The 19,388-nt window shown below is 71.6% G+C and carries 14 protein-coding genes, 1 tRNA gene and 1 pseudogene; 8 read left to right on the forward strand and 8 right to left on the reverse strand.

Translation table 11 applies throughout. The features are described from left to right. Positions 1-62: 62 nt before the first annotated feature. The 5 genes from ACZ68L_RS28755 to ACZ68L_RS28775 form a co-directional block, all read right to left on the reverse strand. Positions 63-132, reverse strand: a tRNA-OTHER gene (locus tag ACZ68L_RS28755). Further along, on the reverse strand, positions 113-613 hold the full coding sequence (locus tag ACZ68L_RS28760; RefSeq protein ID WP_469582218.1) for a pyridoxamine 5'-phosphate oxidase family protein: 501 nt from the start codon (positions 611-613) through the stop codon (positions 113-115). The genes ACZ68L_RS28755 and ACZ68L_RS28760 overlap by 20 nt, the downstream gene beginning before the upstream one ends. Positions 614-761: 148 nt before the next feature. Further along, positions 762-1,280: a DUF402 domain-containing protein gene (locus ACZ68L_RS28765; protein ID WP_469582220.1), complete on the reverse strand. Its 519-nt coding sequence runs from the start codon at positions 1,278-1,280 to the stop codon at positions 762-764. A 124-nt stretch (positions 1,281-1,404) separates the two neighbouring features. Then, entirely contained in the window at positions 1,405-1,995 is a 591-nt protein-coding gene (locus tag ACZ68L_RS28770; RefSeq protein ID WP_469582223.1) for a HutD/Ves family protein, read from the reverse strand. After that, complete coding sequence (locus ACZ68L_RS28775) at positions 1,992-2,735, reverse strand: vWA domain-containing protein (protein WP_469582226.1); 744 nt, start codon at positions 2,733-2,735, stop codon at positions 1,992-1,994. Before ACZ68L_RS28775 ends, ACZ68L_RS28770 begins: the two co-directional genes overlap by 4 nt. Positions 2,736-2,873: 138 nt before the next feature. Between ACZ68L_RS28775 and ACZ68L_RS28780 the strand changes: the two genes are divergently transcribed. Beyond that, complete coding sequence (locus tag ACZ68L_RS28780; protein WP_469582227.1) at positions 2,874-3,797, forward strand: rhomboid family intramembrane serine protease; 924 nt, start codon at positions 2,874-2,876, stop codon at positions 3,795-3,797. Between the two features lie 118 nt (positions 3,798-3,915). Here ACZ68L_RS28780 and ACZ68L_RS28785 read toward each other — a convergent pair whose 3' ends face one another. The 3 genes from ACZ68L_RS28785 to ACZ68L_RS28795 all read right to left on the reverse strand — a co-directional run bounded on the left by ACZ68L_RS28785 (position 3,916) and on the right by ACZ68L_RS28795 (position 11,135). Continuing rightward, positions 3,916-5,376: a glutamate synthase subunit beta gene (locus ACZ68L_RS28785; RefSeq protein WP_469582230.1), complete on the reverse strand. Its 1,461-nt coding sequence runs from the start codon at positions 5,374-5,376 to the stop codon at positions 3,916-3,918. Then, a complete protein-coding gene (gltB, locus tag ACZ68L_RS28790) occupies positions 5,369-9,955 on the reverse strand; it encodes a glutamate synthase large subunit (protein ID WP_469582233.1) in 4,587 nt (1,528 codons plus the stop codon). The genes ACZ68L_RS28785 and gltB overlap by 8 nt, the downstream gene beginning before the upstream one ends. Before the next feature lie 445 nt (positions 9,956-10,400). Then, positions 10,401-11,135 carry a VIT1/CCC1 transporter family protein gene (locus tag ACZ68L_RS28795; protein ID WP_469582237.1) on the reverse strand — a complete coding sequence of 245 codons (735 nt, stop codon included), beginning with the start codon at positions 11,133-11,135 and terminating at the stop codon, positions 10,401-10,403. A gap of 262 nt (positions 11,136-11,397) precedes the next feature. Between ACZ68L_RS28795 and ACZ68L_RS28800 the strand changes: the two are divergent. The 7 genes and pseudogenes from ACZ68L_RS28800 to ACZ68L_RS28830 form a co-directional block, all read left to right on the forward strand. Continuing rightward, positions 11,398-12,451: pseudogene (locus tag ACZ68L_RS28800) on the forward strand (ADP-ribosylglycohydrolase family protein); the annotation flags it as partial. Positions 12,452-12,810: 359 nt separating this feature from the next. Then, positions 12,811-13,989 carry an ADP-ribosylglycohydrolase family protein gene (locus ACZ68L_RS28805; protein ID WP_469582490.1) on the forward strand — a complete coding sequence of 393 codons (1,179 nt, stop codon included), beginning with the start codon at positions 12,811-12,813 and terminating at the stop codon, positions 13,987-13,989. Next, positions 13,940-15,118, forward strand: coding sequence for an ADP-ribosylglycohydrolase family protein (locus ACZ68L_RS28810; protein WP_469582492.1), 1,179 nt, complete (start codon positions 13,940-13,942; stop codon positions 15,116-15,118). Before ACZ68L_RS28805 ends, ACZ68L_RS28810 begins: the two co-directional genes overlap by 50 nt. After that, positions 15,115-16,488 carry an ADP-ribosylglycohydrolase family protein gene (locus ACZ68L_RS28815; protein WP_469582239.1) on the forward strand — a complete coding sequence of 458 codons (1,374 nt, stop codon included), beginning with the start codon at positions 15,115-15,117 and terminating at the stop codon, positions 16,486-16,488. Before ACZ68L_RS28810 ends, ACZ68L_RS28815 begins: the two co-directional genes overlap by 4 nt. Continuing rightward, positions 16,485-17,369, forward strand: a complete 885-nt coding sequence (rbsK, locus tag ACZ68L_RS28820) for a ribokinase (RefSeq protein WP_469582241.1) — start codon at positions 16,485-16,487, stop codon at positions 17,367-17,369. The genes ACZ68L_RS28815 and rbsK overlap by 4 nt, the downstream gene beginning before the upstream one ends. Further along, a complete protein-coding gene (locus ACZ68L_RS28825) occupies positions 17,366-18,565 on the forward strand; it encodes a CaiB/BaiF CoA transferase family protein (protein ID WP_469582244.1) in 1,200 nt (399 codons plus the stop codon). Before rbsK ends, ACZ68L_RS28825 begins: the two co-directional genes overlap by 4 nt. Continuing rightward, positions 18,562-19,374 carry an HpcH/HpaI aldolase/citrate lyase family protein gene (locus ACZ68L_RS28830; RefSeq protein WP_469582248.1) on the forward strand — a complete coding sequence of 271 codons (813 nt, stop codon included), beginning with the start codon at positions 18,562-18,564 and terminating at the stop codon, positions 19,372-19,374. The genes ACZ68L_RS28825 and ACZ68L_RS28830 overlap by 4 nt, the downstream gene beginning before the upstream one ends. The last annotated feature ends 14 nt before the right edge of the window (positions 19,375-19,388 follow it).

The following is a 19,388-nucleotide window of genomic DNA, read 5'->3' on the forward strand; positions in this document are numbered from 1 at the left end:
AACGTTCCTATGCCCATGGCGAAGGCCAGCTAGGAGGGTGTCCTAGCTGGCCTTTTCTTCTGTGCCCCCGGCAGGATTCGAACCTGCGACACCCGCTTTAGGAGAACGGCGGTCAGGTCTCGTACGGAGCGCTGTAGTCCGCGGCCCGGTGGATCGTGCGCAACGGCTTTCCGGGCCGCCACACCTGTACCACCAGCTCCTCGGAATCGAGGGTGGTGCGGACCACCTCCTGGAGTTCCGCGCGAAAGAGGTGAAACGGCTCCGGCGGCTTCGCCTCCTCGATGAAGCGGGCCAGAATCCCGGGGTCGGTCACCTCCACGGCCCGGCCGGAGACCCGCACGTCGCCGTCGGCCATCTCGGCGTCCGGTCCGGGATTGGCCTGCACCGCGAACCGTGGATCGCGGTGCAGGTCCAGCGCCTTGCGCGAGTTCGGCATCATGCCGAGCCACAGCTCACCGATACGGAAGTCCACCTCCAGGCCGGTCACACGTGGCGACCCGTCTTTGCGCAGGGTCGCCAGGACGTGGTGCTTGTACTGCCCGAAACGGGCCTGAACAACGTCGGCGAAGGCCGGCTGTGCCGACCGGAACTCTTCCCAGGAACTCGATGTCATGAGGCGATGAAACCCTGGAATCCCGACATCTTCTGTCCGGATTCCGAGCCCGTACCCGCTGATCCCGAAACGCCTGGCCACTGTTGCGGTCCGGCAGTCGTGATCAAGGGGGACGCCCCGCCTCACACGGCGAGACCGCCCTTCGGACCTACCCGATGAGGTCGAGCCAGTAGCGGTACACCGAGGCAAAGGGTTCGACGCCATCACCGTCGCGACGGCCCGCCTCCATCAACCACTCGCAGGTCTGTCGGGCCTTGCCGACGACGCTGTCGGGGTAGCCGTAGCGCACTCGGTGTTCGGCGAACTCGTCCTCGTCCTCGATACGGGCCTCGCCGCCACGAGGTCGCACGACATCCAGATCGAGATCCACTGCGCGCAGGACGGTCCCTTCCGCGTTCCACTCGGGCACCGTGCACACATCGCAGTACATCTCGGGGCCCGGCTCCACACAGAACGTGGCCGTCCACCACTCACCGGGCGGGACCAACATCACGTACGCGAACCGGCTCGTCCAGCCGCCCGGGGCCGAACTGACGAGGACACCCTGCGCCGTGCCCAGCCACACGCCGTGCTCGTCCTCGCCGAGCCGGGTAGCAGTCCACTGCGCGCTCAGACTGCCGTCGTACTTCCGCATGTCGACCAGCACGGAGGCGCTCTCTGTGATCACGTCAACCCACTGACCCGACGGCATCAACCAGCATTCCTGAATCCCTGTCCGGTTTCACATCGTGACCCTACTGCCACCGGCAGAGCCTGCCACAGGTCTACCGAGCAGCGACTCCCCGCAGCCCCTACCGAGCGGGACCGGCCGGTGGCGCGCTGCTGCCCGACAGGGTCACCACCAGCCCCCACCCCTGCGTCCGCAGCACCCCCGGTGATTCGCCCTGCGCCAACAACGCGTCGTAGCGGTCGAGTTCGATGCCCTGGCCGTCGACCACCGCACCGTCCTCCAGCGCGACGGCCAGGACCGCACCGCCCCGAGGCACCGACAGCCGGACGGTGCCGCGTACAACCGCGACCTCCGCGCTCGTACGCTCCCGGCGGTACATCACATTGAAGTTCACGACCGGGCCGCCGAGCAGCCTGCCGTACGTCTCCAGGTCACCGGGGAAGTCGTGCGGCCAGTACGGCTCGTCGACGATGTGGTGCTCGCCGCCCACCATGAGGTCCATCCCGGCGCCCTCGACCACGGTCAGAATGCGGTCGACGCCGGGGAAGGAGGAGAACGGTCCGTCCCCGGACACATCGGCGAGGCTGACCCGCCAGTCGAAGGCGTCCAGCGGCGCGCCCTCGGGGGACGCCGCGATCTCCCGGGTGACTCCCCCACCGTTCTTCCAGGGCCTGGCCGTACGGTCGGCCGCCCGCAGCACCCGGGCCGTCATCCGACGATCCCCTGGGCGCGGGCCGCGGCCAGCCACTGCGGGAATTCGGCGAGCAGCCGGTCGTACAGCTCGGCGTCCGAAACCCGGCGCGGGTCGGAGCCGGCGTGGAAGAAGCCCGCGTTGTCGACGGGGCGCTTGGCGGGCACGGCCAGATCGTCGAGCCTGCGCAGGAAGTCGAACTGCGTACTGCGCTTGTTGCCGAAGCCGACGAACTGCCAGAACAGGGGCAGCTTGGCGGCCTTGCAGAGGTATCGTTCCGCCGCGTGCTTGCTGATCGGACCGCCGTCCGTCTGGAAGACGACGAGCGCGGGGGCGGTCGAGCCGCTGTCGAGGTAGTGGTCGATGACGGCGTCCATGGCCAGGTGGTAGCTGGTCTTCCCCATGTGTCCCAGACCCGCCACGATCGCGTCGATCCGGCCCTGGTGATCACCCAGGACCATGTCGGTGACGGCGTCGACGTCCGTGGAGAAGAAGACGACGGGTACGCGGCCGTCGTCGTCCAGATGCGCCGAAAGGCCCAGCACCCGGTCCGCCAGGGCCTGGACGCTGCCGTCCTTGTAGTACTCCCTCATGGAGCCGGAGTAGTCGAGCACCAGGTAGACCGCGGCCCGCTCGCCGTTCATTCCGGTTTTCGTCAGCGACACCGACGCGCTCTTGTAGAGGCTGACCAGCGCGGGGGCCCTCTCCTCGATCTTGCGGAGACTGATGGCCGAACCTGCTGCGGCGGACGGGCCGACCATGCGGATTCTCCGATCCTCGACGTGTCAGGATCCCGAGCGTAAGGCACCCGGCCGCGCCCGCGGCGGGCGGTGTTCGCTATCTTGATCGCCGCCGTCCCCACCGGCCGCTCGTGTCCGCCCACCGTGAAGGAGCCTGCCGTGGAGGCCGCGGTCACCACCTGTTATCGCCATCCGTCCTACGAGACGTATGTGAGCTGCACCCGCTGCGAACGCTTCATCTGCCCCGACTGCATGCGGGAGGCGGCCGTCGGCCACCACTGCGTGGAGTGCGTGAAGGAGGGGCAGCGTTCGGTCCGGCAGGCACGCACGGTGTTCGGCGGCGCCGTGTCCAGGACCGCGGTGCCGCTCGTCACGTACGTACTGATGGGCCTCAACATCCTGGCGTATCTGGGCGAGCTGGTCCGTCCGGGGATCATCGACCGCTTCGCCATGCTCGGTGCGGGACTGACCGGCCCCGACGGAGGCCAGTACGTCTACGAGGGCGGAGACTTCCCCGGCTTCGATGTGGTCGGGGTGGTGGGCGGCGAGTGGTACCGGCTGCTGACCGGGGCCTTTCTCCATCTCCCGCCCGGTGGGTCGTCCTTCGGCGCGTTGCCGTTCGGGGTGCTGCACATCCTCTTCAACATGTACGCGCTGTGGAACCTGGGCCGGGTCGTCGAGGAGCAGCTGGGCCGGGCCCTTTACCTCACGCTGTATCTGCTGTCCGCGCTGGGCGGTTCGGTCCTGGTGTATCTGATCGCCCCGTTCGACGTCACCGTGGGCGCGTCGGGTGCCATCTTCGGTCTCGGCGCGGCGTTCTACGTCATCAACCGGCGCCTGGGCCGCGATATGCGGGCGGTGAACCGGTTCATGGCCGGCTTCCTGATCTGGATGCTGATCTCGGCCGGATTCGCCTCGTGGCAGGGCCACTTGGGCGGGCTGCTGACGGGCGGCATCGTCACGCTCGCGTACGCGTACGCCCCGGCGAAACGGCGGACGACGGTTCAGGCGGCCTCGGGTGTGGTGCTCCTCGCCGTGCTGGTGCTGCTGGTGGTGCTGAAGACGTCCGCGCTGACGGGCTGAGCGGTCCGCCCGTCCCGGAACGCGCCACGGCGCCTGCCGAGATCGTCCGGTCGGGGACGGGCAGGCGCCGCGTTCAGTTCCGTACGCCTTTGTACGGGACGTCTTTGTGTGCCGTGGTTCAGACCGTCAGGATACGGTCCGTCGGGCGGATCGGGGCCGGCAGGGCACTGGCTCCGGTCAGGAAGCGGTCCACGCCGCGTGCCGCGGAGCGGCCCTCGGCGATGGCCCACACGATGAGGGACTGGCCGCGGCCCGCGTCACCGGCGACGAACACGCCGCCGACGTTGGTAGCGTAGTCCGCGTCGCGCGCGACATTGCCGCGCTCGTCGAGCTCCAGGCCGAACTGCTGCACCAGGCCGTTGGTCCGGTCGGTGCCGGTGAAGCCCATGGCCAGGGTGACCAGCTGTGCGGGGATCTTCCGCTCGGTGCCGGGCTTCTGCTCCAGCCTGCCGTCCTTGAACTCCACCTCGACCAGGTGCAGCGCCTGGACGTTGCCGTCCTCGTCGCCCTCGAAGTGAGTGGTGGAGACGGAGTACACGCGATCGCCGCCCTCCTCGTGCGCGGAGGTGACCTTGTAGAGCATCGGGAAGGTCGGCCAGGGCTGGTTGGCGTTACGGTCCTCGCCCGGCCGGGGCATGATCTCCAGCTGGGTGACGGAGAGCGCGCCCTGACGGTGGGCGGTACCGACGCAGTCGGCGCCGGTGTCGCCGCCGCCGATGACGACGACGTGCTTGCCCTCGGCGGTGATCGGGGAGACCGTCAGGTCGCCCTCCTGCACCTTGTTGGCGAGCGGCAGATACTCCATGGCGAAGTGCACACCGTTCAGCTCACGGCCCGGGACGGGCAGGTCGCGGGAGACGGTGGCACCGGCGGCGATGACGACCGCGTCGTACCGGCGGCGGAGCTTGGCGGCGTCGATGTCCTTGCCGATCTCCGTCTCCGCGCGGAACTTGGTGCCCTCCGCACGCATCTGCTCGATACGGCGGTTGATGTGCGACTTCTCCATCTTGAACTCGGGGATGCCGTACCGGAGAAGGCCTCCGATGCGGTCCGCGCGCTCGTAGACGACGACCGTATGGCCGGCCCGGGTCAGCTGCTGGGCCGCGGCGAGCCCCGCCGGGCCCGAGCCGATGACGGCGACGGTCTTGCCGGAGAGCCGCTCGGGCGGCTGCGGGGTGACGTCGCCGCTGTCCCACGCCTTGTCGATGATGGAGACTTCGACGTTCTTGATGGTGACGGCCGGCTGGTTGATGCCGAGCACACACGCCGACTCGCACGGGGCCGGGCAGAGCCGCCCGGTGAACTCCGGGAAGTTGTTCGTGGCGTGCAGGCGCTCGGACGCGGCCGTCCAGTCCTCGCGGTAGGCGTAGTCGTTCCACTCGGGGATGAGGTTTCCGAGCGGGCAGCCGTTGTGGCAGAACGGGATGCCGCAGTCCATGCAGCGGCCGGCCTGCTTGCTGATGATCGGGAGCAGCGAGCCCGGAACGTAGACCTCGTTCCAGTCCTTGACGCGCTCGCCCACGGGGCGGGTCTCGGCGACCGCGCGCCCGGTGGTCAGGAAGCCCTTGGGGTCAGCCATGGGTCGCCGCCTCCATCATCTTCTCGGTGGTCTCCTGTTCGGAGAGACCGGCGAGCTCAGCGGCGTCCTTGGCGGCGAGCACTGCCTTGTACGTGGACGGGATGATCTTGCTGAAGCGGGGCACCGCGGTGTCCCACTCGGCGAGCAGCTTCTCGGCGACCGTGGAACCGGTCTCCTCCTGGTGGCGGCGCACCACGTCGTGCAGCCACTGCTCGTCGGTGTCGGAGAGCTCCTCGATCGCGCCGAGGTTGCCGGAGTTGACGTTGTCGCGGTCCAGGTCGATGACGTACGCGACGCCACCCGACATGCCCGCGGCGAAGTTGCGTCCGGTCTCGCCGAGCACGACGGCGTGACCGCCGGTCATGTACTCGCAGCCGTGGTCGCCCACGCCTTCCGAGACGACCGTCGCGCCGGAGTTGCGGACGCAGAACCGCTCACCGGTCCGGCCGCGCAGGAACAGCTCACCGCCGGTGGCGCCGTAGGCGATCGTGTTGCCCGCGATGGTGGAGTACTCGGCGAGGTGGTCGGCGGCGCGGTCCGGGCGGACGACGACGCGGCCGCCGGAGAGGCCCTTGCCGACGTAGTCGTTGGCGTCGCCCTCCAGGCGCAGGGTCACTCCGCTCGGCACGAACGCGCCGAAGGACTGGCCGGCTGAGCCGGTGAACGTGATGTCGATGGTGTCCTGCGGCAGACCGGCGCCGCCGAACTTCTTCGTCACCTCGTGGCCGAGCATGGTGCCGACGGTCCGGTTGATGTTCCGGATCGCGATCTGGGCCCGGACCGGCTGGGCGGCCTCGGCGCTCTCCGCGTTCAGGGCGTCGGCTGCGAGCTTGATCAGCTCGTTGTCGAGTGCCTTGGCGAGACCGTGGTCCTGCTCGATCCGCTGGTGACGGACCGCGCCCTCGGGCAGCTCCGGGACGTGGAACAGGGGCTCCAGGGCCAGGCCCTGCGCCTTCCAGTGGGTGATCGCACGGTCGGTGTCGAGCAGCTCGGCGTGGCCGACGGCCTCCTCGATCGTCCGGAAGCCCAGCTCGGCGAGGAGCTCACGGACCTCCTGGGCGATGAACTCGAAGAAGTTGACGACGTACTCGGCCTTGCCCGAGAAACGACTCCGCAGGACCGGGTTCTGCGTGGCGATGCCGACGGGGCAGGTGTCCAGGTGACAGACGCGCATCATGACGCAGCCGGAGACGACGAGCGGCGCGGTCGCGAAACCGAACTCCTCGGCGCCCAGCAGCGCGGCGATCACGACATCGCGGCCGGTCTTCAGCTGGCCGTCGGTCTGCACGACGATGCGGTCGCGCAGGCCGTTGAGCAGCAGGGTCTGCTGGGTCTCGGCGAGGCCGAGCTCCCAGGGGCCGCCCGCGTGCTTCAGCGAGGTGAGCGGCGAGGCGCCCGTTCCGCCGTCGTGGCCGGAGATCAGGACGACGTCCGCGTGCGCCTTGGAGACACCCGCCGCGACCGTGCCGACGCCGACTTCGGAGACCAGCTTCACGTGGATGCGGGCCGCCGGGTTGGCGTTCTTGAGGTCGTGGATCAGCTGGGCCAGGTCCTCGATGGAGTAGATGTCGTGGTGCGGCGGCGGCGAGATCAGGCCGACACCCGGGGTGGAGTGCCGGGTCCTGGCGACCCAGGGGTAGACCTTGTGGCCGGGCAGCTGGCCGCCCTCGCCGGGCTTGGCGCCCTGCGCCATCTTGATCTGGATGTCGTCCGCGTTGACCAGGTACTCGCTGGTCACACCGAAGCGGCCGGAGGCGACCTGCTTGATGGACGAGCGGCGCGCCGGGTCGTAGAGCCGGTCCGCGTCCTCGCCGCCCTCACCGGTGTTGGACTTGCCGCCCAGCTGGTTCATGGCGATGGCGAGGGTCTCGTGCGCCTCGCGGGAGATCGAGCCGTACGACATGGCGCCGGTGGAGAAACGCTTGACGATGTCGGAGACGGACTCGACCTCGTCGACGGAGATCGCCTCGCGGTCGCTCCTGCCGTTCTCATGTGTCTTGAGGGCGAACAGGCCACGGAGCGTCATCAGGCGCTCGGACTGCTCGTTCACCCGGTCCGTGTACTTCTTGAAGATGTCGTAGCGCTTGGTGCGCGTGGCGTGCTGGAGGCGGAAGACCGTCTCCGGGTCGAACAGGTGCGGCTCGCCCTCGCGGCGCCACTGGTACTCGCCGCCGATCTCCAGCGCGCGGTGCGAGGCGGAGATGCCGGAGGCCGGGTATGCCTTGGCGTGGCGGGCGGCGACCTCCCGGGCGACGACGTCGAGACCGGCGCCGCCGATCTTGCTGGCGGTGCCGTTGAAGTACTTCGCGACGAAGTCCTCGTTCAGGCCGACGGCCTCGAAGACCTGGGCGCCGCGGTAGGAGGCGACCGTCGAGATGCCCATCTTGGACATGACCTTCAGGACGCCCTTGCCGAGCGCGTGGATCAGGTTCCGGATGGCCTTCTCGGGCTCGATGCCCTCGATGAACGTACCGGCGCGGACCAGGTCCTCGACGGACTCCATCGCCAGGTACGGATTGACCGCGGCGGCGCCGTAACCGATGAGCAGCGCGACGTGGTGGACCTCGCGGACGTCCCCGGCCTCGACCAGCAGACCGACCTGGGTGCGCTGCTTGGTGCGGATGAGGTGGTGGTGGACGGCGGAGGTGAGCAGCAGCGACGGGATCGGCGCGTGCTCGGCGTCGGAGTGCCGGTCGGACAGGACGATCAGGCGGGCACCGTCCTCGATGGCGGCGTCGACCTCGGCGCAGATCCGCTCGATCCGCGCGGCGAGGGCCTCGCCGCCGCCGCCGACCCGGTGGAGACCGGAGAGCGTGGCGGCCTTCATCCCCGGCATGTCGCCGTCGGCGTTGATGTGTATCAGCTTGGCCAGCTCGTCGTTGTCGATCACCGGGAACGGCAGCGTGACGCTGCGGCACGACGCGGCGGTCGGCTCCAGCAGGTTGCCCTGCGGGCCGAGCGTGGAGCGCAGCGAGGTGACGAGCTCCTCGCGGATGGCGTCCAGCGGCGGGTTGGTGACCTGCGCGAACAGCTGGGTGAAGTAGTCGAAGAGCAGCCGCGGGCGCTCGGACAGGGCGGCGATCGGCGAGTCCGTACCCATGGAGCCGAGCGGTTCGCCGCCGGTGCGGGCCATCGGCGCGAGGAGGACGCGCAGCTCTTCCTCGGTGTAGCCGAAGGTCTGCTGGCGGCGGGTGACGGAGGCGTGCGTGTGCACGATGTGCTCCCGCTCGGGGAGGTCCTCCAGCTCGATCTCGCCGGCCTCCAGCCAGTCCTGGTACGGCTGCTCGGCGGCGAGGGCGGCCTTGATCTCGTCGTCCTCGATGATGCGGCCCTCGGCCGTGTCGACGAGGAACATCCTGCCGGGCTGGAGGCGGCCCTTGCGGACCACCTTCGCGGGGTCGATGTCCAGGACACCGACCTCGGAGGACAGCACGACGAGGCCGTCGTCGGTGACCCAGTAGCGGCCAGGGCGCAGCCCGTTGCGGTCCAGCACCGCGCCGACCTGGGTGCCGTCGGTGAAGGTGACGCAGGCCGGGCCGTCCCAGGGCTCCATCATCGTGGAGTGGTACTGGTAGAAGGCACGACGGGCCGGATCCATGGCGTTCAGGGATTCGGGGCTCTCCCACGCCTCGGGGACCATCATCAGCACCGAGTGCGGCAGCGACCGGCCGCCGAGGTGGAGCAGCTCCAGGACCTCGTCGAAGGAGGCGGAGTCGGAGGCGTCAGGGGTGCAGACGGGGAAGATCCGGTCCAGTTGCGCAGCCCCGAAGAGGCTGGTGGCGAGCTGCGACTCGCGGGCCTTCATCCAGTTGCGGTTGCCCTTGACCGTGTTGATCTCGCCGTTGTGCGCGACGAAGCGGTACGGGTGGGCGAGCGGCCAGCTCGGGAAGGTGTTCGTGGAGAACCGCGAGTGCACCAGTGCGACGGCGGTGGCGAAGCGGTGGTCGGAGAGGTCCGGGAAGAACGGCTCCAGCTGCCCCGTGGTGAGCATGCCCTTGTAGACGATCGTGCGGGCGGAGAGCGAGGGGAAGTACACCCCGGCCTCCCGCTCGGCGCGCTTGCGCAGCACGAAGGCCTTGCGGTCGAGCGCGATGCCGGTGCTCTGGCCGTCCGTGACGAAGAGCTGGCGGAATTCGGGCATGGTGGCGCGGGCGCCGTTGCCGAGGATGTCCGGGGTGACGGGGACCTGGCGCCAGCCGAGGACCCTGAGGCCCTCCTCGGCGGAGATCTTCTCCAGCTTCCGGACGGCCTCGGTGGAGTCGTCCGCGGGCAGGAAGGCGATTCCGACGCCGTAGGCACCGGCCTCGGGGAGGTCGAAGGCGACCTCGTCGCGGAGGAAGGCGTCCGGCACCTGGAGGAGGATTCCGGCGCCGTCGCCGGAGTCGGGCTCGGACCCGGTGGCACCGCGGTGTTCGAGGTTGCGCAGTACCGTCAGCGCCTGCTCGACCAGCTCATGGCTGGCCACACCGGTCAGGGTGGCCACGAACCCGACACCACAGGCGTCGTGCTCGTTACGGGGGTCGTACAGCCCCTGCTGGGCGGGGCGACCGTCCATGGGCGACCAGGCGTCGGTACGCATGGGCTCTCCCGTCGTCGTCGTGGCATATGCAGTGCCGAGGGACGACGTTGGCCCTCTGCGAAATTTCGTGCGTGTTTACATGATGGGGCGCTTCTCAAGAAGCGGATAGTCCGTTCCAACATCCGGACACCGCCTGAGGCGGTGGGGGTGGGTCGCAGTCGGAGGATCGGCGCCCTGGGGGGACCGCAGAGAGCAGGCGTCGTTGCCTGCGGTGTCTACGGCTCATGCCCGGCGGCAAAGGAAATGAAACCGCAGGGTAACGGCTACTTATGTGTAGCTCTGTATAGAGACTCATTTTACGTCGGGCGGAACCGTTCCGCCCAGAGGCGGACCCCAAGACGTACGTCACACGAATGGCGGACACGCCACGGAACGGAGCCCGCCCGGCACACGAGGACGACGCCTCCGGCCGGACGGGCTCCATGTCATGTCCCGATCTACGTGGTCAGCCTCCGACGGCCACACCGATCAGCATGCCCAGACCGTAGGTGATCGCCGCGGCGGCCCCGCCGAGCGCCAGCTGCCGCAGCCCGCTGTACAGCCAGTTGCGCGCCGTCACCCTGGCCACCACCGCACCGCAGGCGAACAGTCCGACCATCGCGAGCAGCACGGCCGGCCACAGCGCGCTCGCGCCGAGCAGATACGGCAGTACGGGCAACAGGGCCCCCAGCGCGAACGCGCCGAACGACGACACCGCGGCGACGAGCGGCGAGGGCAGATCGCCCGGATCGATACCGAGCTCCTCGCGGGCGTGGATCTCCAGGGCCTGCTCCGGATCGCGCGACAGCTGGCGCGCGACCTCGCGGGCGAGACCGGGCTCGACGCCGCGGGACTCGTAGAGCGCGGCGAGCTCCCGCTCCTCGTCCTTGGGGTGCTTGCGCAACTCGCGCCGCTCGACGTCGAGTTCGGCCTCGACGAGCTCACGCTGCGAGGCGACGGAGGTGTATTCGCCGGCCGCCATGGAGAAGGCGCCGGCGGCCAGGCCCGCCAGACCGGTGATCACGATGGTCTGCTGGGAGACGGCGCCACCCGCGACGCCGGTCATCAGCGCGAGGTTGGAGACGAGCCCGTCCATGGCGCCGAACACCGCCGGGCGCAGCCAGCCGCCGTTCACATCGCGGTGGGTGTGGTTGTCGCGGTGCGCCTCGTGCAGTACGGCGTCGGTCTCGATGATGGACACAGCTCTCCCCTTCTCCGGCAGCGGGTTTCACGCGCTCCGCCCCCGCTCAGCACCATCGAAAGTACGCACGAAAAAGGGCCCCCGCCAGCAAGGCAGGCCGTACTTACCTGCCCTGTGACCAGGTAAGTACGGCCTGCCTTGCCGCTTCCGGGCCATCATCCGACTGGCCCTTTTGTTGCGATTTCGGCCTCTGCCGAGGCTCCGCGTGGCACATATCGAGGAGGCACGAGAACTGGCCCGGTGCGAGCGAAGGGTCGACGCGATGGAGTCGATTGCAGGAAATCCGGCGGAGCCTCGGACGCATGGCGCCCGCGCGGCGGTACGGGGCGGCGCGCCCCGGGGGGACCTGGGCGACCGGGCCCGGGGCGCACTGCTCGGTCTCGCGGTCGGTGACGCGCTGGGCGCACCGGCGGAGAACCTGCGGCCGTCCGAGATCCGCCGTCGCTGGGGCCGGATCGAGGGCTTCGTGAGCGACGACCCCGCGGGCACGGACGACACGGAGTACGCGATCTTCTCCGGGCTGCTCCTCGCCCGGCACGGATCGGCGCTGACGGTCACCCAGGTGGAGCGGGCGTGGCACCTGTGGATCGCCGACCTGGACGAAGGGCCGTTCCGCGGTGCCGGGTTCAGCGAGCGGGGCACGCTGGAGAATCTGCGCCGGGGCCTGGCCGCCCCGATCTCCGCCCAGCACCGGCATGCCTGGAGCGACGGCCTGGCGATGCGGGCGGCGCCGTTCGGTGTCTTCGCGGCGGGCCGGCCGGACGAGGCGGCGCGCCTGGTCGCGGTCGACGGGCGGGTCAGCCATGAGGGGGAGGGCATCTACGGCGGCCAGGCGGTGGCTGCCGGGGTGGCCGCCGCGATGGCGGGCGCCGGGGTCGCGTCGGTGATCGCCGCCGCGCTGTCCGTCGTCCCCATGGACTCCTGGACGGCGCGTTCACTGCGGCGCGCCGTGGCCGCCGCGCAGCGCACGTACCCCGACCGGCTCACCGGGGAACGCGCGGTGCGCTCCGCGGTGGTCGTCGGCGGCTACCCGTGGACGGACCTGGCGCCCGAGGCGGTCGGCCTGGCCTTCGGAGCGTTCGCGGCGGCACGCGGCGATTTCCGCACGGCGGTGCTCACCGCGGTCAACATGGGCCGCGACGCGGACACGACGGCCGCGGTGGCGGGGGCCCTGGCCGGCGCCCTGCACGGGGCGTCGGCGATTCCGCGGCACTGGGGAGAGGCGATCGGCCCGGTCCGGGGCAGCTGCCTGCCGTCGATGCGGGGCTACCACGTCCTGGACATCGCGGAGTTGCTCACCCCGGACGAGGCGGACGACGGCGGGCGGGCGGAAGCCCGTACACCGGAGGGCGGCCGGGCACACCCCGCCGACACCGAGCACGCCCCGTCCGCCGCCGGCCAAGAGGGCCCGGCACGGGACCGCCCGCGTACGGAAGCGGGCGGCACGCCTCGCGCGTCCACGGCCGGGCCGGCGCACAGCTCCCCCGTCGCACCCGCCACCGCACGCGAAACACACCGGACCGCCCCGCACGACACCCACCGCGACACCCCTGACAACGCCCCGCACGACACCTCCGGCGACGCCCCGCACGACACCCACCGCGACGCCCCCCGCACCCCCGCTTCCCCGCCCGCCCGGCTCCGCGCCCGCCCGTCCCCCGGTCATCGGGCCCGGATCGAGGGACTGTTGCTCGGGCTCGCCGCCGGGGACGCCGCCGGATGGCCCGCCGCACGGCACCGGGCCGCCCGGATGCCCGAATGGACCCGGCGCCTCACCCGGGAGCTCGACACCTTCGCCGAGCAGAACGCCACGACCACGCTGCCCGTCCCCATCGCCCTCAACCAGCCGCCCGAACCCCTGCGGCTCGGACCGTCCGACGACGCCGAGTGGGCGGCGTTCGCCGCCGGGACCGTGCTCACCTCGACGGCCGGTCCGCTGCACGGGCTGTCCCCCGGACACCGGATGCGGGCCGCCGTCGACGTCGCCTGGAACGCGCTGGCGGCCGAGGTCGCCGCGGCTGCCGCCCGCGCCCCCGAGGTCGAGTCCGCGGTGCTCCCGCTGCGCGCCCGGATCTCGGTACGCGCCGGACTCGGCAATCTCGCCGCCGGGTTGCGCCCGCCCGCCACCGGCCACGACAACCCGCACTACTTCGACGACGCGGCCTGCGTACGGGCCGCCGTGCTCGCCGTCGTCCACCCCGCCGACCCGGCGGCCGCCGCCGACCTCGCCGAGTTCGACGCCCGCTACACCCAGGACGGCGACGGGGTGCACGGCGCCCGCGCGATGGCGGCCGCGATCGCCGAGGCGCTGGGCGGCGCGGACGTGGACACCGCGGTGAACGCCGCGCTCGCGCAGCTCCCCGACGGCACGGAGATCGCCCGCAACGCCGCCCACGCCGTCCGGATCGCCCGTGACTTCGTCGGCGAGCCGGCGGGCGCGTTCGCCCTGGTACCGGTGCTGGAGCATCAGATCGTCGACCACGTCTACAGCTACGGGATCGCCGCCGCCGAGACCGTCCCGGTCGCGCTCGCCCTGGCCACCGCGGCCCGCGGCCAGATCGCCCAGGCCGTTCCCGCGGCGGCGTGCCTGTCACGGGTGGCCGACTCCGCGCCGGCGCTGGCCGGCGCGCTGACCGGCGCGCTCTGCGGCATCGGCGCCGTCCCGGACGGCTGGCGCGAGGCCTGCCGCACCCTGGCGGGGTGTGCGCTGCCCCGTCTCGCGGGGACCGATCTGATCGAACTCGCCGGGCTGCTGGCAGACACGGAACCGAACCCCACGGGTGGACAATTCGGACATGACATCCATGACGCCCGTGCGATCCGGGGCGAGAACCACGGTACTCACACTCGATGAGCGGATCACGGGAGCGCTCGTCGGCGCCGCGGTCGGCGACGCGCTCGGCGGTCCGGTCGAGGGCCGGCCCCCCGAGCAGATCGTGGCCCGCCACGGCGGGCGGATCAGCGGCGTCGTCGGCCCGTGGGACGGCGACGACTGGCGTACGGCCCGCCCCATCGCCCCGTACCACAAGGGCGACGGACACATCACCGACGACACCTTGATGACCCATGCGCTGGTGCGGGTGTACGACGCCGTGCGCGACCATCTCGACGCGTACGCGGTCGCCGACCACCTCGTGCCGGAGCTGATCTCCACCCCCCGCTGGATTCCGGAGCTGGAGGCCGACGCGCTGCCGCTCCAGCGGATCTTCCTCGCCGAGAAGTGGATCGTCGCGCGGCTGCACTACGGCCACGTCGATCCGCGCGAGGCGGGCTCCGGAAACATCGTCAACTGCGGTGCGGCGATGTACATGGCACCGGTCGGCCTGGTCAACGCCGCTCACCCGGAGGCCGCGTACGCCGAGGCGCTGGATGTCGCCGGCGCCCATCAGTCCTCCTACGGCAGGGAAGCGGCCGGAGTCTTCGCCGCGGCCGTCGCCGCCGCCTGTGCCCCGGACGCGACGCCCGCCGGCGTCGTCGACACCTGTCTGTCGCTCGCCAAGGACGGCACCCGGTCCGCCATCGAAGCGGTGTGCGAAGTGGCCGCCCGCCACCACGACTTCGAGACCGCGCTCGCTCCGCTGCGCGCCGCCGTCGCACCCTTCGACACCGTGGGCCCCGACTACCGCGCCCCCTCCCTCGGCGCCCGCCGGCCGTCCCGGCTGCACGCCATCGAGGAGCTCCCGATCGCGCTCGGCATGCTGCTCGTCGCGGACGGCGACTACCGGCACGCGGTCCTCGGCTCGGTCAACTACGGCCGGGACTGCGACTCGATCGCCACCATGAGCGGCGCCGTCGCGGGCGCGCTCCACGGCGAACGGGCGATCCCCGCCGACTGGGTGAGAACGGTCGCCGGGGCCAGCCGGCTCGATCTGCACGCCCCCGCGCGGGCCCTGGCGGGCGTCGCCCGCGAGGTGTTCGTCCGGGACACGGCCCGGCGCCGCGCCCACGAGTCGGCGTTCGCCGCGCTGGCGGGTACGCCATGAGCCTCCGGGTGACGTGGGTGCAGCCCGAGGACCTGGTCGGGCACGAGCTGCGCCAGGCCGCCGAGGACGGGCGGGACGCACGGGCCATCGCCCGCCGGTGGTACGAGGCGGGCGGCGCCCCCGCTCCGGAGCGGGCGGGCGCGTCGACCCCTGCGGCACCGGAGCTGCGCGCGCTCGCCGAGCGACTGCTCGACGAACTCGCCCTGCTGGACTCGCCGTTGGAGGCGGACGAACCGACGGACCTGGCCGCGGTCCGGGCCGCCTGTCCGGACTGGCCGGCCCCCCGCACGGGCCCGACACCGGTGAGCCACGAACGGCTGCACGCCGCCTGGCTGGGCCGGGCCGCCGGCTGTCTGCTCGGCAAACCCGTCGAGAAACTGCCGCTCGCCGGTATCCGCGCACTGGCCCGTGCCACCGGCAACTGGCCGCTGACCACCTGGTTCACCGCCAAGGGGCTGCCCGCCGAGCTGGCCGCCACCTACCCCTGGAACCGTCGCTCCGCGTCCACCTCCCTGGCCGAGAACATCGACGGCATGCCGGAGGACGACGACCTCGACCACCCCTTGCTCACCCTGCTGTTGCTCCAGCGGTACGGTCCGTCCTTCACCACCTGCGATCTCGCCCGGCTCTGGCTCGATGAACTCCCGGCCGGCCGCGCGTTCACCGCCGAGCGGGTCGCGTACCGCAATCTGCTCGACGGGATCGAGCCCCCGCGCACCGCCCGGTACCGCAATCCGTTCCGGGAGTGGATCGGTGCGCAGATCCGGGCCGATGTGCACGGCTGGACGCATCCGGGCGACCCGTCGGCCGCGGCGGAGCAGGCCCACCGGGACGCGGTCCTCACCCACACCGCCAACGGGGTGTACGGGGCGATGTTCGCCGCCGCCGCACTCGCCGAAGCGGCCGGCGGCGCGCGTGATGTGCACGGCTGTCTGGCCGCCGGGCTGCGCGTCGTGCCGCCGCGTTCGCGGTTCGCGCACGCGGTGCGTCTCGGCATCGCGGCGGCCCGCGGCGAGAGCGGCTTCGACGCGGTGGCCGACCGGCTGCACGCCGAGTACGGCGGGTACCACTGGGTCCATGTGCTGCCCAACGCCGCCCTGCTGGCCGCAGCCCTCACCCACGCCGACGGCGACTACTCCGAGTCCATCTGCCGTGCGGTGTCGGGCGGCTGGGACACCGACTCCAACGGTGCGACCGCCGGTTCACTCGCCGGACTGCTGGCCGGGAGCCCCGGCGCGCTGCCCGACCGCTGGACCGCCCCGCTGAAGAACCGTCTCGCCACGTCGGTCGCCGGATTCGACTCCATCGGCTTCGACGCCCTCGCCGAACAGACCCACCGGCTCACCCTCAAGGAGGCACTCCGCCCATGACCCGCATCGCGGTGCTCGGCAGCACCAATATGGATCTCGTCGCGTACGTCGCACGGGCTCCGGAGCGAGGAGAGACCGTCACCGGACGGGAGTTCCGTACCGTTCCCGGCGGCAAGGGTGCCAACCAGGCCGTCGCCGCCGCCCGTGCGGGCGGCGGCGTGACGATGATCGGCGCGGTCGGCGACGACGCGTACGGCACCCTGCTGCGGTCCAACCTGGAGCACGCGGGCGTCGACACCGATCTGCTGCAGACGGCCGAAGGCCCCAGCGGCACCGCGCACATCGTCGTCGACGAGCTGGGTGCCAACTCCATCGTGGTGATCCCCGGCGCCAACGGCACCGTCACCGCTCTCGGCCCCGGCGAGATGGCCGCCATCGCCGGGGCCGATCTGCTGCTCCTCCAGCTGGAGCTGCCGCTGTCCGCCGTGATGGAGGGGGCGCGCGTGGCCCACGCCCAGGGCGTACGGACCATCCTCACCCCGTCCCCCGTACAGCCGCTGCCCGGCGAACTCCTCGACTGTGTCGACCTGCTGATCCCCAACGAGCACGAGGCGGCCGCACTCACCGGCGCCACGGACCCCCACGCGGCGGCGCAACTGCTGCTCGGCCAGGTCCCCGCGGTCGTGGTCACACTCGGCTCGAAGGGCTGCCTGTACGCCGCCCGGGGCGGCGAGCCCGTCCTCTTCCCCGCCCCCGAGGTCACCGCGGTCGACTCCACCGGGGCCGGGGACACCTTCGTCGGGACGCTCGCCGTGGCGCTCGGCGAGCGGCGGCCCGTACCCGAGTCGCTGGCCTGGGCGTCGTCCGCCGCCGCGCTGTGCGTACAACGGCCGGGCGCCTCGACCTCCATGCCGTACCGCAGCGAGATCGACGCCGCATGAACACCACCGCGCAGGCGCCGCTGACCGGGCTGCGGGTCATCGACCTCGCCACGCTCTTCGCGGGCCCCCTCTCCGCCACCATGCTCGGTGACTTCGGCGCCGAGGTGATCAAGGTCGAGCATCCGCGCAGGCCCGATCCGTCCCGCGGGCACGGGCCTACGAAGGACGGCGTCGGCCTGTGGTGGAAACTCCTCGGCCGCAACAAGCGCAATCTGACCCTCGACCTGTCCAGCCCCGGCGGGCGCGACATCCTGCTCCGGCTGGCTGCCGGGACCGATGTGATCATCGAGAACTTCCGGCCCGGAACCCTGGAGCGCTGGGGTCTCGGCTGGGCGGAGCTGCACGCCGTCAATCCACGGCTGGTGCTGGCCAGGGTCACCGGCTTCGGCCAGTTCGGTCCGTACGCGCACCGTCCCGGCTTCGGCACCCTGGCCGAGGCGATGAGCGGGTTCGCCGCGATCACCGGGGAACCGGACGGGCCGCCCACGCTCCCGCCGTTCGGGCTCGCCGACTCGATCGCGGCGCTGGCCACCGCGTACGCCGTGATGGCCGCGCTCGCCGGACGCGACAGAACCGGGGAGGGGCAGGTCGTCGACATGGCGATCATCGAGCCGATCCTGACCGTGCTCGGCCCGCAGCCGGTCTGGTACGACCAGCTCGGCTACGTACAGCCGCGCACCGGCAACCGCTCCCGGAACAATGCCCCGCGCAACACCTACCTCACCTCGGACGGGCACTGGGTCGCCGTCTCCACCTCCGCGCAGTCGATCGCCGAACGGGTCATGCGTCTGGTCGGCCGGCCCGAGCTGATCGACGAGCCCTGGTTCGGCTCCGGCACCACGCGCGCCGAGCACTCCGACGAACTCGACGAGGCGGTCGGCGACTGGGTCGCCCGGCACACGCGTGAGGAGGCGGTCTCCGCGTTCGAGAAGGCGGAGGCGGCCATCGCGCCCATCCACGGCATCCAGGACGTGATGGAGGACCCGCAGTACCGGGCCCTGGACTCCGTCACCGAGGTGGACGACCCGGAGCTGGGGCCGCTGCGGATGCAGAACGTGCTGTTCCGCCTCTCGGCGACACCGGGCGCGATCCGCTGGGCGGGCCGGCCGCACGGTGCGGACACCGACGAGATCCTCACCGCTCTGGGTCTGTCGGGCCCGGAGATCGCCGCGCTGCGGGCGGAGAGCGTCCTGTGACGGCGGTGGTCCCCCTCACCTTCCTGTACGTGCCCGGGGACCGGCCCGAGGTGGTGCGCAAGGCACGCGACGCGGGTGCGGACGTGGTGATCGTCGATCTGGAGGACGCGGTCGCGCCGGACCGCAAGGAGTACGCGCGGTCGGCCACCGCCGAGCTGCTGTCCGAACCGGCCGAGGACACGACCGTGCCGATCCATGTCCGGGTCCACACCGAGGCGGATGTCGTCGCCCTGGCCGGACTGCCGGGTCTCGCCGAATTCCGGCTGCCGAAGATCACGCATGCGGCCTCCGTCCACCACATCGCGGCCGTGGCGCCGGGGGTCGCGCTCTGTCCGCTGCTGGAATCGGCGCTCGGCATCGAGCACGCCTACACCGTCGCCGCCGCCCATCCCCAGGTGCGCTCCATCGCGCTGGGCGAGGCGGACCTCCGGGCCGATCTGGGGGTACGGGACGACACCGGGCTCGACTGGTCGCGCAGCCGGGTCGTGGTGGCCGCCCGCGCGGCCGGTCTCGTCCCACCCGCCCAGTCGGTGTTCACGGACGTACGGGACCTGGACAGCCTGTGGGCGTCCTGCGCGCGCGGCCGGGCGCTGGGTTTCCTGGGCCGGGCGGCGATCCATCCCCGCCAGCTCCCGGTCATCGAGCGGGCGTTCCGCCCGACGGCGCGGGAGGTCGAGGCGGCGGCGGAGATCGTGGCGGCGGCCGTGACGGACGAGGGCGCGCTGGCCCTGCCGGACGGCCGGTTCGTCGACGCGGCGGTGGTGGCCTCGGCCCGCCGCACGCTGGCACTGGCCGCGCGGGCGGGGTGACGGCCAAGATCCAC

It is taken from the genome of Streptomyces sp. NPDC104309 (genome assembly GCF_055584025.1).